Genomic DNA, 14911 nt, shown 5'->3' on the forward strand with positions numbered 1-14911 from the left:
AATTATGAGGTTTAAAAGAGTAATGGTAACAGTATTGGCGGTGGGTATGATAGGAACATTAGTCATAGGATGTGGTTCCAAAGAAAAAAAAGCGGCAACAAATGAAAAAGGGGCAGCTGTAATACAGGTGTGGGTACATCATACAAATGAAACACCGGAAGGAAAAGCTTATGAAGAACTGGTAAAAGAATTTAATGATCAGCACAAAGGCGAAATTGAAGTACAGTTAACGGGTATTGCAAGAACTGGAGATGCAGGTGGTTATGATGATAAAATTAATGCAGCTATAACCAACTCCAGTATGCCGGATGTATTTACGATTGATGGTCCTACGGTGGCAGCAAATGCTGATGCAGGAGTCATCGTACCAATTGGAGAATATTTTGACGAAGCGGATCTGGCGGATTTCAACAAAGATATTATACAGCAGGGTACATATAACAATGAGCTGTATACATTAGGAACTTTTGATTCTTCAGTATGTATTTATTATAACTCAGATATGTTTGCAGCAGCAGGTATTACTCCGGCTACAGCACAAGACCCCTGGACATGGGAAGAATTCACTGAGGCATGTAAGAAATTAAAAACAGAGAGTGTATTTGGTGCAAATCTTGGTTTAAGTGATATAGGCGAATGGCTCACCTATGCATATCTGCCATTAATTCAATCAGGGGATGGAAGTATTGTATCAGACGACGGAGAAGAAACAGTAGACGGATATTTAAATGGTCAGGCAACAGCAGATGCGTTAACATTTATTAAAAATTTAGTAGATGACGGTTTGGTAAGTGCGACACCGGAAGATTATACTTTTGAAAAAGGTTCATCAGCGATGACATTTTCCGGCCCTTGGGAAATTGCTACATTAAAAGACTTTCCGGAAATTAAATGGGGTACTATGCCATATCCGATAAAAACAGAAGGAGCAGTAAGTGCATCACCATGCGGTTCCTGGACCTATGGAGTTTCAAAGGATTGTCCTGAAGACAAACGGGCAGCTGCAGTAGAAGTTATTAAATGGCTCACTGATACAGAAAGCTGTGTAAAAATGTATGAAGCAATTTCAATGCCACCGGCAAGACAATCATCTTTTTCAAAAATCACTGCATACCAGGAAGCACCATTAGATGTATTTAGTTATCAGATGGCAAATACGGCAATTGCAAGACCGATCGTGGTTAACTATCCTATTCTTTCTGATAAATTCGCAAAGGCAGTTGCAAATGTGGCAAGTGGGATGGATGTCCAGCAAGCATTAGATGATGCAGTAGAACAGTATAATTTTCAAGTCGGGAAATAAGCTTCAGACAGAATGGAGGGCTGATTTATGAATAACCGGATAGCAAAAAGAAGAATAAATAAGGAGAGTGCCACAGGGATTATCTTTGTGGCACCTGCCCTCATTCTTTTATTTGTATTCTTAATTATCCCATTTGTTTTATCATTATCCTATAGTTTTATGGATTATAATATCCTGAAACCGGATAAAAAAACATTTGTTGGAGTTGCAAACTTTATTAAATTGTTTCATGACAAAGTTTTTATAAAAAGTATTATAAATACTTTTGTATTTGAAATTTCCGTTGTCCCGTTACAGGTTTGCTCCGCTTTAGGATTAGCACTTTTAATTAATAGAAAAATGAAAGGTATATCTGTTTTTAGATTAGCATTCTTCGCACCGACCGTATTGTCACTGGTAGTTGTGTCTATCCTTTGGTCGTATATCTATAATCCCAATAATGGTTTGCTGAATGCCATGTTAGGTATGTTAGGAATCAGTGCCCAGCCGTTTTTGACAAGTACGAAGCAGGCCATGGCCTGTATTGTCATAATGTCAGCCTGGCAGGGCTGTGGTTTCCAGATGATGATATTTTTGGCGGGGTTACAGGATATTCCGGATTATTTGTACGAGGCAGCCAAGGTAGATGGAGCCAATAAGTACCAGCAATTTAAAAATATTACGCTGCCGGGTCTTAAGAACATTACTGTATTTATTACATTATCGATTGTTATCAGTGCATTCCAATTAATAGTTCAACCAATGATGCTTACACAAGGCGGACCGCAAAATTCAACATCAACGATTGTTTATCAAATTTATCAAACTGGATATAAATTTAGAAATGTAGGTTATGGTTCCGCAATGGCAGTTGTATTCACTGTGCTGGTATTGCTTATTATTATGATACAACGTAGTTTAACAGCTAAAAGTAATGAAGACTAGGAGGGCATCATGAAGAAAAATAGCATTACTATCAAAAAAGTGATATTTGTTTTATTTATGACAGTACTGGCACTATTCTTTGTGTTCCCTTTAATATGGATGGTTATGTCTTCGTTTAAAAATGATGCACAAATTTTTAAAGATATTAATGGACTAAGTGCATTTACTATTACATCATTTCATGAAAATCCTTTTTTCAATTATCAGGAAGTATTAGGGAAAATACCCCTCATTAGAGCAGCACTTAATTCATTTTTTTATATAACAATTATTATTGTTTTGGGAATGACGATTAATTCTATGGCAGGCTATGCATTTGCAAGAATAAAATTTGCGAAGAGAGATCTTATTTTTAATATTATATTAACACTTATGATTATACCAGTGCAAACGATTATGCTGCCTCAGTTTTCTATTATATACAGATTGGGCTGGACGAATTCCTATATGGGTCTGATTGTACCAGCATTAGCGAATCCATTATATATTTTTTTATTTCGGCAGAATTTTCTTGGGTTACCGGAAACGATTGAAGAGGCGGCCCAAATTGACGGAGCCAGCAGAATACGTATATTCTTCCAATTAGTTGTGCCGCTTGCAAAACCAGTATACGGAACAGTAGCTATTTTAACATTTATACAGTATTGGAATGATTTTATTTGGCCGGTTATGGTTATTACGGACACCAGGAAATATACAGTCCAAATGTCACTTAACAGCTTATTTGCCATTAAGCCTGTTAATTATGGAAATGTTATGGCAGGACTTACATTTATAACTATTCCGGTTTTGATAATATTTCTATGTATGCAGAAATATTATGTACAGGGAATTGCATCTACAGGAGCGAAAAACTAATTTGACAGAAAAAAAGGTAATTTATGAACAGTAAAAAATTAATAGAAGCCAGAGCTTATGAGCAAGAAAAAATTAAGGAAGTTGATGAAACTCTGAGACCGGAATTTCATGCAGCGGTCCCGGTAGGCTGGATGAATGACCCTAATGGGTTTTCAGTTTTTAATAAAGAGTGCCATCTTTTTTATCAATATCATCCTTATACCACAGAATGGGGGCCGATGCATTGGGGGCATTTTAAGACTACAGATTTTGTAAAATGGGAAAGAATGCCAATCGCATTAGCACCGGATGAAATCTTTGATTCAGCAGGGTGTTTTTCGGGAAGTGCATTGGAATATAAAGGTGAACATATTTTGGTGTACACTGGAGTTATAGAAGAAAAAGACGAGACAGGCAAGAAAAGAGTGCAGCAGGTACAGTGTATTGCGTCAGGTGATGGAAAAGAATATAAAAAGTGGAATTGTAACCCTATTATTACAGCAAATTCATTACCGGAGGGCGTTTATGGACAAGACTTCAGAGACCCGAAAATCTGGAAGCATGAGGATATATTTTATCTGGTGGTGGCAAGCAGAAGTGAAGATGAAAGCGGACAGATTGTCTTGTATAAATCAAAGGATTTAAGAGAGTGGAAGTTTATAAAGATTCTTGCAAGGAGTAATAATCAATATGGAAAGATGTGGGAATGTCCTGATTTCTTTGTCCTGCAGGACAAGTACATACTGATAACATCACCTCAGGAAATGATGGCCAGGGGAATGGAATTTCACAATGGAAATAATGTAATTTATATGAGTGGTGTATTTGATTATAAGACTTGTGAATTTACACAGGAATATATAAGAAGTATTGATTATGGGCTGGATTTCTATGCGCCGCAGACAATGGAAAGCCAGGATGGAAGACGTATTATGATTGCATGGATGCAGTCATGGGATGTGAACATCAATCCAGGTCATTTGAAGTGGAATGGTATGATGACCTTTCCAAGAGAATTAGAATTACAAGGAACGGAATTGATACAAAAACCGGTAAAGGAGATTGAAAAATATTACAGTGACAGCGTCGAATTTCACAATCATGTGTTATCTGGTACAACACAATTAGAAGGAATTTCTGGAAGAGCATTGGATATTCAGATTGAAATTATAGAGGGTCAATACCAAAAGTTTGAGATGCAGCTCGCACATAATGATATTTACACAACAAAGTGCAGTTACATACCAAAAGATGGAACATTTACTTTTGACAGAACTTATTCAGGGCTTAATAGAGATGTTTCCTGTATCAGAACCATGAGAATTCCGGAGAGGTCTGAAAGTATTACCATCCGAATTTTATTAGACAAATATTCTGCTGAAATATTTATAAATGGAGGAAGACAGGTGATGAGCAATGTGTTTTATACACCGCTTGAGGCACAGGACATTCTTTTTGATGTGAATGGTGAATTGGTAGCGAACATAGTGAAACATAAAATCAGTGTTTCAGAATGTGTACCTGTTTAATTATATAGGGTGGAATATGTAATATTTTATATTATCTTATAAATGCATTTTTATAGAAGTGGTTGATAAAAAAAACATGCCGATATTTTGGGGATATTCCGTATTTGTGCGGATCCTCAGAAAAATATCGGCATAGTTTTATCATTCCATTGATTTTTTCTGCATAATCCTCCATGCTTATTTCAAAAAAGCAAGGAGACAACAGATATCATTTCTATCATACCTAGGCAAAGCAATCGCCAAATGCCGTAAATAACTTCAATGGTCCTTTGACGCGTATCCTTCTGAAGATTATTTCCTTCACTATGGGGGTTTCTTTGTGAAGTACGCGCAACCAGGTTTCTGAATCTGCACTGATTTGCACGTCAGGGACACCCACATGTCCTTGTTCTACTTGAAGCGTTTTGTCTTTTATAATTACGGTTGCCTTGATCTGCTCATTTCCTGTGAATGTAAAATGATAGGTTGCACACAGTCCTTCGGACTTGTGACGCTGGAAGGCAATCGGCATGGATGAAACAAAGGCGGCTATGGACGGCGGTCTGACGCCATTACCCACGAGCTTAATCTTTTTATTCGGAAACTTGCTCAGGACATGGTTTTCTGCGTCCGATCCCGGGAGGACATAGACAGTCTCTGTCTTTTGTTGCAGCGGTTTGACCACAGTCTCAATAAATTTCTTTTTGTCATCAAGATATTCATGAATCACATCGTCGCCCGCCGGACAGACAGCGATACAATAAACCGATTTGTAGCACGGTCCGAACGCCAGGCTCTGCCATCTTGAAACGGTTTCAGTATCGCCTACCCTGGATCGGTATTCAACGGAATTTTTGCTTTGGGCGATATTATCAACCCAGTCCGAGAATCCACCTAGAAGCTCACGATAGGTATGGGTGAGGCAGTTGATAGAATTGAAGACACCATCCGGACCGATAGCACCTGTTGGACAGGCAGCTGCACAGAGTTTACAATTCAGACAGGGGTTATAATCCAGAGGACTACCGTACTCGTCCACCTCGGTATCAATAAGCACGGTATTTAGCAGAATAAAGCTCCCGAATACTGGATGAATAACATTGCGGTGGAGACCCATCTTTCCGAGACCCGCCGCTTCGGCTATGGGTTTGTGCGATACGACCTGCATCTTGCCGGGCCATTCGTCCGTTTCCATGGGAAAACTAGCTGCTGGGTTTGCTGCACGAACTCCTTTACGTTCGAGCGCTGCTACCAATGCGTGGGCAGCATGGTTGAGCCGTTCTTCCACCTGATGCAGTTCATGACTGGCAACAGAACGTGCGGGACTTCTCAGACTTTCCCTGCCTAGCCGTCCGACAAAACTGATTAATACCTTAGTCCATGGAAATACATTCAGAATGTCCGTTTTTTGATCAGCTAATAATGGATGTGAAATTTCGACAAAACCCACATCATCAACGCCTAATTCAAGGCACATTTCGCGCAACTCCATGGCGCTGAGCCTTGAGATACTCGTATGAGGTACAGCTAATGCCTTTCTTTCATTATAGCGTTTTATTGAGGGGTGGATATTTGTATCCTTCATGTGGTTCTCCTTTTTTGTTTGCCAAGTAATGGTTTTAATAATAAGCACATATTTGAGAACGTTCATTCTAATTTAAACAAAAAAATTCATTTGTTTAATATTGCTAAGGAAAAATCCGTTATATGACGTAACTTTTCTTTGTTAGCTGAGGTTCTTGCAAGTACCCGAATCCCAATTAAAGTATTATGTAAGTTTTCAGCCAAAACTTCAGCATCATATTCACATCGGAATTCGCCTGTTTGCTGTCCTTTGCGAATTAGATCTGCAAGAAGACGCTCTGTTTGCTTAAATGCTTCCAGCACCTTTTCTTCTATTTCTTTATCTCTGGGAGCCATCTCAGTTGCTGAGTTTATAAATAGGCAGCCCAATGGTCTATCCCCGTTTTCGTCAATCATAAAGTCAAAGATGCATTGTATAGCTTGTTTTGCCGTTTCTGTGTATAAAATTTCAGATTCTAATCTGGTTTTTATAAGGTCTCCGAAGCAATCTATCGCTTTTAAAAATAATGTATGTTTATCACCGAAGGTATCATATAAACTTCTGCGATGGATTGCCATATGCTTTACTAAGTCATTCAAAGATGTCTTTTCATAGCCTTGTTCCCAAAACAGTTCCATAGCTTTCTGTAGAACTACACGTTCCTCAAATTCTTTACTTCGTCCCATTATTTGACCTCCTTCTAATAGTAATAGTAACATTTTGAGAACGATAAGTAAAGAATTATTTTATTCTTGCTTCAAGAGATAATTCCGATATTGGAGACTATGAAATAATTTATTACCTCAATGCCCGGCAAGTAATATGTAGCACCTGTTTATTACCGTTCATTTCCAACTCAATAACGCGATAAATTGGTTGAAAATGATCTTGCTAATAATTTGCAAGATACCTTTGAGGCTGATGGTGCATTGATGGGTGGTACGAGTGGTATGCGTCTTGGCATGCTAGAAGAAACCTTGAAAAAGGATATATCTCAGTTGGTACTGGTATATCAAGCAATGGTACACGTGATTACGAAAGACCATATAGTTCTGCCTTTGAAACTGATTTAAAAATGGTGGTGGAAGACATCATAATATCCAAAAAGTCGTTTTTTTTCATCACAAATATAGGATAATTACATTTCCTTATTTTATAATTGCGTATATAATTAAGGTATAACAGGCAAATGCCGGAAAGGAACTGTATTGTGATGGCTGGATTTATATTGAATCAGGGAACAACGATACACTCAAACTATGATAGTGAACCTGTGAAGCGTGGGATAGAACGTTTTTACCGGGATTTGAATATGATTTTTACGCCCCTTCAGAAAGGTGCGGAAATTTTATCAGGAAAAATAGTTTTGGAAAAGAATCCGCTTGAGGCTGAAAAATATTTCATACGGGTGAAAAGCTGCCATGAAATTGTAATTGAGGCTGCCGATGATTTGGGTTTTGTTTATGCTCTATTCTACATCAGCGAGTGTTATCTGGGAATACAGCCGTTCTGGTTTTGGAATGACCAGAAATTTGTAAAAAGACAGGAAGTTGTCATTCCGGTTTCCGAGTATTGTTCTACCTCCAAATGCGTGGATTTCCGAGGCTGGTTTATCAATGATGAAGTTCTGATCAGCCACTGGGCTGGAGGCAAGAATAAAGAATATCCCTGGGAAATGGCATTTGAAGCACTCCTTCGCTGTGGAGGCAATGTTGTAATCCCCGGTACGGATTCGAATTCGAAACGATATGCGTCTTTAGCATCAGATATGGGGCTTTGGATCACCCACCATCATGCAGAACCTCTGGGTGCAGAAATGTTCCTGCGAGCCTATCCAGATAAAAATCCCTCTTTTAAAGAGCATCCGGATCTGTTCCGTCATCTCTGGAAAGAGGGGATTGAAAGGCAGAAAAAGGAACGGATTATCTGGAATCTGGGATTTCGGGGACAGGGAGATACTCCATTCTGGGAACAGGATCCTTTCTACGATACTCCCCAAAAAAGAGGGGATTTAATTAGCAGCATTATACAGGAACAGATCCGGCTTGTGAAGGAATGTGTGGAAGAACCGGTTTTCTGCACCAACCTGTATGGAGAAACCATGGAATTATATCAGCAGGGATTTTTAACCCTGCCGGCTGATGTGATCATGATCTGGGCAGATAATGGATATGGGAAGATGGTATCCAGAAGACAGGGAAATCACAATCCAAGAGTGCCGGCACTTCCCGGTGAGAAGTTAAAGGATCAGAGTCACGGTCTTTATTATCACGTTTCTTTTTATGATCTGCAGGCTGCCAATGTACTTACCATGATTCCAAATTCCATGGAATTTGTCGAAAGGGAATTAAAAGAGGCTTACTGCTGCGGAGTAAAAAACATGTGGCTGATTAACTGCTCCAATATTAAGCCTCATGTATATCCTCTGGACTTTATTTCCTCTCTCTGGAATGGAAACATGGACTCTTCGGACAAACATCTGGACAAATATCTGACCGCTTATTATCTGACTGAAAATAGCTTGAATGACACCGGAAAACCGTTGTTAAAAGAAATGAAGGATTGCTTTCAGGAGTATTTTCATTCCATGCTCCCTTATGGAATATTGGAAGATGAACATGCCGGTGAACAGTTTTACAACTATGTTACCAGAGTCCTGATGCATGGTTTCATGAAAGACGGAGGTACAAAGCCCTGTAAGGAGTTAGACTGGTGTATACCAGCAAAACATTTTTCTGCTCAGATGAAATGGTATCAGGAGAAATGCAAAAAAGCATACCCGGGTTTTAAAGAACTTCTGGAGTCTTGTATCAGAATAGGCGGAAATGCAGGGCAGTTGTGGGCGGATTCTATGTTGCTTCAGGTAAAGATCCACACATGGTGCCTGTCCGGTGTCATCCACTTTACTGATGCTTATGATGCTTTTTCAGAAGAAAATTATCTGAAGGCCTTTTATGAGCTGGGACAGGCAGCCGATTGGTTTGCGTCTGCAGATGAAGCAATGAAGAGCTGTTGCCACGATAAATGGGAGGGATTTTATGATAATGACTGCCAGACCGATATTAAAGAGACGGCTTATCTTTTAAGGCAGCTCATGGGATATGTGAGAAATGTGGGAGACGGACCTTATTTTTATCAGTGGCAGCGGCTGGTTATTTATCCGGAGAAGGACAGAAAAATTCTTCTTTTATTAAATGAAGAAAACCATATGACAGATGAAGAATTGTATGCTGCAATGAAAGAAAGGCAGGAATTGAATGGCTATTGAAATACGCAGGCTGACACCAGCCCTTGCAGAAGATTATATACATTTTTTTGATATTACACCTCACGACGATAATGTGGGTGATAATAAGTGCTATTGTTCGTGTTGGTGTAATGATGACTATGCAGGCAAAGATTTTTCAATCGCAGAAAACAGAAGAAAATATGCTTATCAATATGTGAAGGGTAATAACATTCAGGGTTATCTCGCTTATAGTGATGATAAAATCGTTGGCTGGTGTAACGCCAATACGAAATCAGACTGTCTGAAATGCGTCAGCTGGCAGAGATTCATGTCTTACGTACCACTGGAGGAATCCAATTCCGCCATAAAGGTAAAATCCATATTTTGTTTCGTAATTGCCCCGGAGATGAAAAGACAGGGCATTGCCACCCGCCTGCTGGAACGTGTGTGTAAGGATGCAGCTTACGATGGATTTGACTTTGTGGAGGCATATCCGTACAAAGAATCAAGTTATCAGTCATCAGATTATGGCGGCCATTTTGAAATGTATAAAAAAGCCGGATTCCATGTGCTGCTTGAGGCGGAACAGGGGATTATTATGAGGAAGCAGTTAACCAAAGGAGCTACTCAATGAGAATACTTATTTTAGGAGCAAGCGGTTATGCCGGTCAGACAATTGCCAAAAGGCTTATGGAGGACCATGATGTATATGGAACCTATCACACACAGAAAAGCAGCTGTCTGGCTGCAAATAAAATGTTTCAGATACAGCTTGACAATTTTGATTCCATAAAAAGAGTATTGGATCAGATACAGCCGCAAATTATCATTTCCAGTATAAGAGGAGATTTCCGATTACAGATGGAGGTACATTGCATTATTGCTGATTATTTATTAATAAATAAAACAGGTAAAATAATTTTCATGTCGTCATCCAATGCATTTGATGCAGCAATGGAAGAACCACATTATGAGTCAGATAAAACGAATTCGCAATCGGATTATGGAAAATTTAAAATTGTATGTGAACATATTCTTCAGGATAAATTAAAAGAAAGATGTGTTATTATCCGCATACCCCAGATTTTCGGGAAAAATTGTCCCAGGATATTAAAGTTGGCTGAGGATACAGAAAATAATACGCCAATAATCACCTATCCCAATTTGCATATGAATTATACAACAGATGTTCAAATTGCAGAATGGATTGCGTATATTATCAAAGAAAATCTCAGTGGAATATTTCACATTGGAACAAAGGATACCTGTAATTATATGCGTTTTCAATCAGAGCTTTCCAGAATTCTGGAATTAAAAGAACCTGTTTTCCAGAAAGAAGTGAGTTCCAGGAAGTGTTTTCAGGCAGTGCTGCCGGGCAGAAAGGAAATACCGGAGAAATTGCATATGAATATAACTGACGTGCTGGAATATTTGAGATATGTGCAGATTTAGGTGGTTACTAATTAAAGTCCTTGAAAAGAAAAGAGAGAGATATGGAAAAAAAGGTAAGCAATATAGATTTGACTACATTAATTGCGCATGGCAAAGTTGAAACAAAATTTACCGGAGAAACAGTCAATGTATGGACAACAAATTCAATTACTTCTGTAGCATTTAATCTGGTCGGTGACAGTTATAAAAGACATGTTCTAAGATTACCTGATAAATACCATATACCATTTCGCTTAGATATGACCATCAAGCTTGACTTTCCAGCACTTATATTACTTGTCGGAGACGGACATATAGCCTTTGCAGCCTCCGATAACCATAAAATCGAAGATATCGCTAAACCCACCGGTAAGTCAAATCAGGATAATTGTCTATTTGATAACAGGCTGCCGTTTGGTGAGTTCGTCGATATTTCTGTAATATGGAATTTTAATGAAATGCAAATACTTATTGGTGGTAAAGAACGTTTTTATTCATGTAAATTACCATATATGAAAATAAAGAATTTAAAGAAGTTAAATCTGGAAGGCTTTGGGATTGGATTAACTCTGTCCAAACGATCCACGCTCAGCATAAAAACAATAACTGTAACGGAGTTTGACGACAAAGTTCCTGTTATTCGCGATGTTTTAAAAGAAATACCTCTTCAGGAGGTGATAGCCGAAAGCTCAAAACCTGCTTTTGAGACCATTATATCGGATTTACCGCAGGAATATAAAAATGAATTACTGAAAATGGATGATTTTTTAAAAACTTTAAAACCATTGAAATTCAAACGTACGCTTGATAAAAGAGGTGGGAAAATTACATACGTTGCTTCAGATTTCGGTATTTCATATGCATTACACGTATCTGAAGATCAGCTTTCCCACAATTTCAGTTGGTATATTGTAAGCAGTGGAAAACCGGAAACGTGGCACCGCAAAGCTGATTATATGGAGGAAGTGCTTTCAGAAATAGCAAAAACAGATATACAATTTGCAAATCGTATCTTTTATGCTTTAAACGATTGTGTCGGATGTTACGGTTCGCACTGCCTTGCTAAAACGCGCTATGAGTTTAATGACCAAAAACGCTTAACATGTCACGGACGTGTAATGCTTCGTATGTGTCACGATGATTTTCAGGATGCAAGAGAATTTTTTCGTCATCTAAATGCATTAATGGAACGGAAAAGTGCGGATGGAAGTCTGCAAACTGAGAAAATTTTATTGCTTAAGTCATAAAATATCGAACTGTGGGCATTTGACACTTCACCAAATCTATAAAGTGTCCGGGTTCTTTGATGTTCCCTGTTTTTTTAAATCATAAAGAAGCTCATTATATAACCTTTCAGAGGCCTTTTCCAGCTGCTCCTTTCTGCGAATAATACCAATCATTAAGCCAAATTCTATATTTGACAGTTTTCGTCTTATTGTCAGATCGGGGGCAGGATCTATAGCGGCAACAGGTAAGATAGAACAGCCAAGGCCGGCCTGGACGAACTGAATAATGGTTTTTCCATCGTTAATTTGTATCATGGATTTAAGCGGTATTCCAAAAGCACTGAAATGTTTATCAACTTCATTTCGATAAGAACAGTAAGATTCAGTAAGGAGTAAATTTACATCGCTTAAATCCTTAAGGGTGATCTCTTCCTTTTCGGCAAGTGGATGTCCAACGGGCAGTAACAAATCCATCGGCTCCAGACAGATGGGTTCAAACAAAAGGTTAAGATTAGCTGGAGGAGCAAATCCTATTGCAATATCCAGCTGGTTATCGACTATTTTTTGTGTAATGATTTCCGAACTGTTAAGTTCAAATGTGAGCTTAATGCCGGAATATTTTCTACAAAAAGCTATTACTTTAGGAATTAACAACGATCTTCCAATCGTACTAATTGTTCCTAATCGGATATGCCCCATTTGACCGGTAACAAAGTTATTCATGATCTGTCTAAATGAATCTGCATGTTCAAGAAGTGATTTGGCGTTGGTCCAGAAAAAATCGCCTTCTTTTGATAGAACCATTCTTCGGCCTTCTTTTTCAAATAATTTAATTCCCAGCTCTTCTTCCAGCTGCTGTATATGAAGTGTAACAGTAGAGGGCACATATCCCATCTTTTCAGCTGCTTTTAAGTAACTTCCCTCAGTCAGTATATTTTTAATTGTTTGAAGCTGTTTTAATTCCATGTATTCTCCTAATGTTCATTTTTAATGAACTTAAACCATTATAATTTTATATTTTCAATGGAATAGAAATATTTTATCATAAAAGAATAAAAAAACAAGATACATTGCAGTCAGATGGGAATTTACTGGGACAAAACCAGTCGATTGCAGGTGATATCGAAGGAGACGAAATGATAAAATATTTGAAAAAGAGTTTGGCAGCAATGATATTAGCGGTGATGTTTTTTAATACACTCGCATGCAATAATATGCTTAATAATGCGGAGGTGTCAAATACAGATATGAAAGATAATACAGATGATACCCAAATATTAGTAATCAATAATTTGGAAAAAACAACTGAAAATGAAACAACCAATGTCAAAGAGTCATCTTATGCCAAAACAAAAACATTAGAAGAGAATGTTGATATTTTAAATAAAATGTTAGAAACGAAATATGGAAGAAGACTCAAAGTCACTGGGGAAGAAGACTATGAAACAGCTGGAAGAGCTGACTGGACATTGATTTTGAAAGATAATAAAGTTGGAATTGATACCTCCACATGGAAATTTAATTATGATTCAGAAACAGATGAAAGTAAATATATGGACGCTATATTGACAACTTTTACATTCTTTTGTGGAGATGAGATGGGTAATTCATTATGGCAGCTCACCGGTGATTTATTAGATGGAGGTGCAGATGAAACGCTTTATGGATTTGTACACAGCGGAAGTCAGGTGACTTATAAAAATGGTAAAGTGGCGGCATATGAATCTGGTAATAACCAAAGCACCATCTACATTTGGTTAACCCCCAGTGAATACTGAATGGCTAAATACTAATGTATAATCTGCAACAAAAACACTCCGGATGCATAAAGTAAGGTATGATGCCACTGTGTGCATAAATCCTGAGGGGTGATTAAATGGGATTTCTGAATATGCTGCTTGAAAAAGGCAGATTGAAAAAACCGCTTCACTTTGCATTGGAAAAAATTGTGGAGGAATATGTCCCTGCCGGTGAGATGCCTCCATATGCACAAGAGCTTATAAGTCTGGCAGACAAAGACAATCTTAAGTTGAAGGATATTGCAGAGCTGGCTGTCTCAGTGAGAATAGAAATCGATTATTTAAAGGCTGATGTGGAATCATTTGTCGTTACTTCAGAAAAAGCCAAAAGAGTTCAGTCAAATCTTGCATTATGGAATGAAATTCTAAGTGAGTTGACCAGACAATATCCATATCAGGACGAGGTGACAGACACAGAAACATTTATCCAATCCAAAGCAGTGGAAGAGATCCCCAGAATGCATCATGCCATTTCACAACTACTTGAAGAAAAGAACAGGCTGCAGCTGGAATCGCAGCTTGTCCTTCAGTTAGGGATTCTGCAAAAAAGCATATTTAATTTAGAGCAGACGTTCCTGACCATGATGCCTGAGATAAGGAATATAAAAGATAAGAAACTTAAGCTGGAAGAAGATATTGGACATTTCCAAAGAAATGTGGAAGAGCTGAAAAAAATGGATGAAGCAGCCGATTTTAAGCTTTCTGCTCAACTATCTGAAAAAGGCAAAGCGCTGCTTACAAGAAAAAAAACACTGTCTGCCAGTGAAAAAGAGGTCAATACCTATATGGAGGCTGTTCAAAAAACAGCCATTCAGATCTTCGGTGTATTTAAAGAGGTATCCCTGCTTGCTGCTGACAGGGTAAGATCTGCGATTTACAGGTTAAGTGCAGAAAACAAAAAAACATTAAGGACAGCAGACGATACAAAGGGCTTCTCCGAAGGGAGAAAGAAACTGTCCCAGCTTTATATACTTCTTGAACTGCTCAATGACTGCATTCGGATTCATCAGAAATATGACCGGCAAAATTCATAAGCTGACATTGCCGGTCTTACTGGTTTTCCAGAGAATAAAGAAGTTTTTTCAATAAC

The 14911-nt window shown here is 38.2% G+C and carries 14 protein-coding genes; 11 read left to right on the top strand and 3 right to left on the bottom strand.

Annotation, left to right across the window (positions count from 1 at the left end; translation table 11 throughout):
- Positions 1-4: 4 nt before the first annotated feature.
- The 4 genes from V7D18_RS09660 to V7D18_RS09675 are packed head-to-tail and all read left to right on the top strand — an operon-like array spanning position 5 to position 4593.
- Complete coding sequence (locus V7D18_RS09660) at positions 5-1303, top strand: ABC transporter substrate-binding protein (RefSeq protein ID WP_426153791.1); 1299 nt, start codon at positions 5-7, stop codon at positions 1301-1303.
- A 27-nt stretch (positions 1304-1330) separates the two neighbouring features.
- The gene (locus tag V7D18_RS09665) at positions 1331-2227 is read left to right on the top strand and encodes a carbohydrate ABC transporter permease (protein WP_426153793.1); all 897 of its coding nucleotides are present in this window, start codon (positions 1331-1333) and stop codon (positions 2225-2227) included.
- A 9-nt stretch (positions 2228-2236) separates the two neighbouring features.
- Positions 2237-3085 (top strand): carbohydrate ABC transporter permease, encoded by an 849-nt coding sequence (locus tag V7D18_RS09670; protein WP_426153794.1) that lies wholly within the window; start codon positions 2237-2239, stop codon positions 3083-3085.
- Positions 3086-3108: 23 nt separating this feature from the next.
- Positions 3109-4593, top strand: coding sequence for a glycoside hydrolase family 32 protein (locus V7D18_RS09675; protein WP_426153796.1), 1485 nt, complete (start codon positions 3109-3111; stop codon positions 4591-4593).
- Positions 4594-4816: 223 nt separating this feature from the next.
- Here V7D18_RS09675 and V7D18_RS09680 read toward each other — a convergent pair whose 3' ends face one another.
- Positions 4817-6157: an SCP2 sterol-binding domain-containing protein gene (locus V7D18_RS09680; RefSeq protein WP_426153798.1), complete on the bottom strand. Its 1341-nt coding sequence runs from the start codon at positions 6155-6157 to the stop codon at positions 4817-4819.
- 86 nt (positions 6158-6243) lie between these two features.
- Positions 6244-6822, bottom strand: coding sequence for a TetR/AcrR family transcriptional regulator (locus tag V7D18_RS09685; protein ID WP_426153802.1), 579 nt, complete (start codon positions 6820-6822; stop codon positions 6244-6246).
- Positions 6823-7008: 186 nt separating this feature from the next.
- Here V7D18_RS09685 and V7D18_RS09690 point away from each other — a divergent pair, with 186 nt between their 5' ends.
- From V7D18_RS09690 to V7D18_RS09710, 5 genes are all read left to right on the top strand, one after another.
- Positions 7009-7209, top strand: coding sequence for a hypothetical protein (locus V7D18_RS09690; RefSeq protein ID WP_426153804.1), 201 nt, complete (start codon positions 7009-7011; stop codon positions 7207-7209).
- 140 nt (positions 7210-7349) lie between these two features.
- Positions 7350-9404, top strand: a complete 2055-nt coding sequence (locus V7D18_RS09695) for a glycosyl hydrolase 115 family protein (RefSeq protein WP_426153806.1) — start codon at positions 7350-7352, stop codon at positions 9402-9404.
- Positions 9394-9999 (top strand): GNAT family N-acetyltransferase, encoded by a 606-nt coding sequence (locus tag V7D18_RS09700; protein ID WP_426153808.1) that lies wholly within the window; start codon positions 9394-9396, stop codon positions 9997-9999. Before V7D18_RS09695 ends, V7D18_RS09700 begins: the two co-directional genes overlap by 11 nt.
- Positions 9996-10817 (top strand): sugar nucleotide-binding protein, encoded by an 822-nt coding sequence (locus V7D18_RS09705; protein WP_426153810.1) that lies wholly within the window; start codon positions 9996-9998, stop codon positions 10815-10817. The genes V7D18_RS09700 and V7D18_RS09705 overlap by 4 nt, the downstream gene beginning before the upstream one ends.
- Positions 10818-10858: 41 nt before the next feature.
- On the top strand, positions 10859-12043 hold the full coding sequence (locus V7D18_RS09710) for a hypothetical protein (RefSeq protein ID WP_426153812.1): 1185 nt from the start codon (positions 10859-10861) through the stop codon (positions 12041-12043).
- Between the two features lie 36 nt (positions 12044-12079).
- Here V7D18_RS09710 and V7D18_RS09715 read toward each other — a convergent pair whose 3' ends face one another.
- Positions 12080-12988, bottom strand: coding sequence for a LysR family transcriptional regulator (locus V7D18_RS09715; RefSeq protein WP_426153814.1), 909 nt, complete (start codon positions 12986-12988; stop codon positions 12080-12082).
- 170 nt (positions 12989-13158) lie between these two features.
- Between V7D18_RS09715 and V7D18_RS09720 the strand changes: the two genes are divergently transcribed.
- Positions 13159-13800 (top strand): hypothetical protein, encoded by a 642-nt coding sequence (locus tag V7D18_RS09720; RefSeq protein WP_426153816.1) that lies wholly within the window; start codon positions 13159-13161, stop codon positions 13798-13800.
- A gap of 98 nt (positions 13801-13898) precedes the next feature.
- Entirely contained in the window at positions 13899-14855 is a 957-nt protein-coding gene (locus V7D18_RS09725; protein ID WP_426153818.1) for a hypothetical protein, read from the top strand.
- The last annotated feature ends 56 nt before the right edge of the window (positions 14856-14911 follow it).

The organism is Lacrimispora sp. 38-1 (assembly GCF_049890855.1).
Classification (GTDB): Bacteria; Bacillota; Clostridia; order Lachnospirales; family Lachnospiraceae; genus Lacrimispora.